1 protein-coding gene is annotated in these 545 nt (G+C 40.4%); it reads left to right on the forward strand.

Going from position 1 to position 545, the window contains the following annotated elements; genetic code table 11:
- Positions 1-334: hypothetical protein (locus Q7L73_RS28645; RefSeq protein WP_304715813.1), on the forward strand; the 334-nt coding region annotated here is incomplete at its 5' end.
- Between the last annotated feature and the right edge of the window lie 211 nt (positions 335-545).

Raw genomic sequence — 545 nt, forward strand, 5'->3', positions numbered from 1 at the left:
GTCTGAAGCGGAAGATCAAACTGAGGCGGAGATAATAGCCGACAGGATAATTGGAAATAGCCAGAGGATGGCGAACCTCAAAATTCGTCGTACAAAGTTCAAAAGTGTCTTGTATCATATACTAAAGGAACTAATTCAATCTCAGGGAACCGTAAAGGTTTATCGCGGTAGTAGTTTTTCACACGATTCGATAAAGATAAGCTTACATTATGAAGAGCAGCATATTACAGCCGTATGGGTCTACTTGACAGTAAAATTTGAAGAGCATTGGAAGCCTGTTGATGTAGAGGTCGAGTTTAGATGGAAGTTCAAGGAGCGAAAGGTGGATGGGTAGGTTATATAGGGATATAGCACAGAGATATATAGCAAAGAGATACTTTTGAGCAATGTTTGTGGAAGCGGTATTCGCAATATTTTAGTAGCTCGTTACAGTCCGGTGCGTTTTTGGTTTTTTGAAAGTGCGTCTTCAGAGCGCTTTTGGTTTTCAAAAGCGCTCTGAAGTTCCTATACTTTCTAGAGAATAGGAACTTCGGAATAGGAACTTC

This window comes from Conexibacter sp. CPCC 205762, assembly GCF_030646155.1.
Taxonomy (GTDB): Bacteria; Actinomycetota; Thermoleophilia; order Solirubrobacterales; family Solirubrobacteraceae; genus Conexibacter.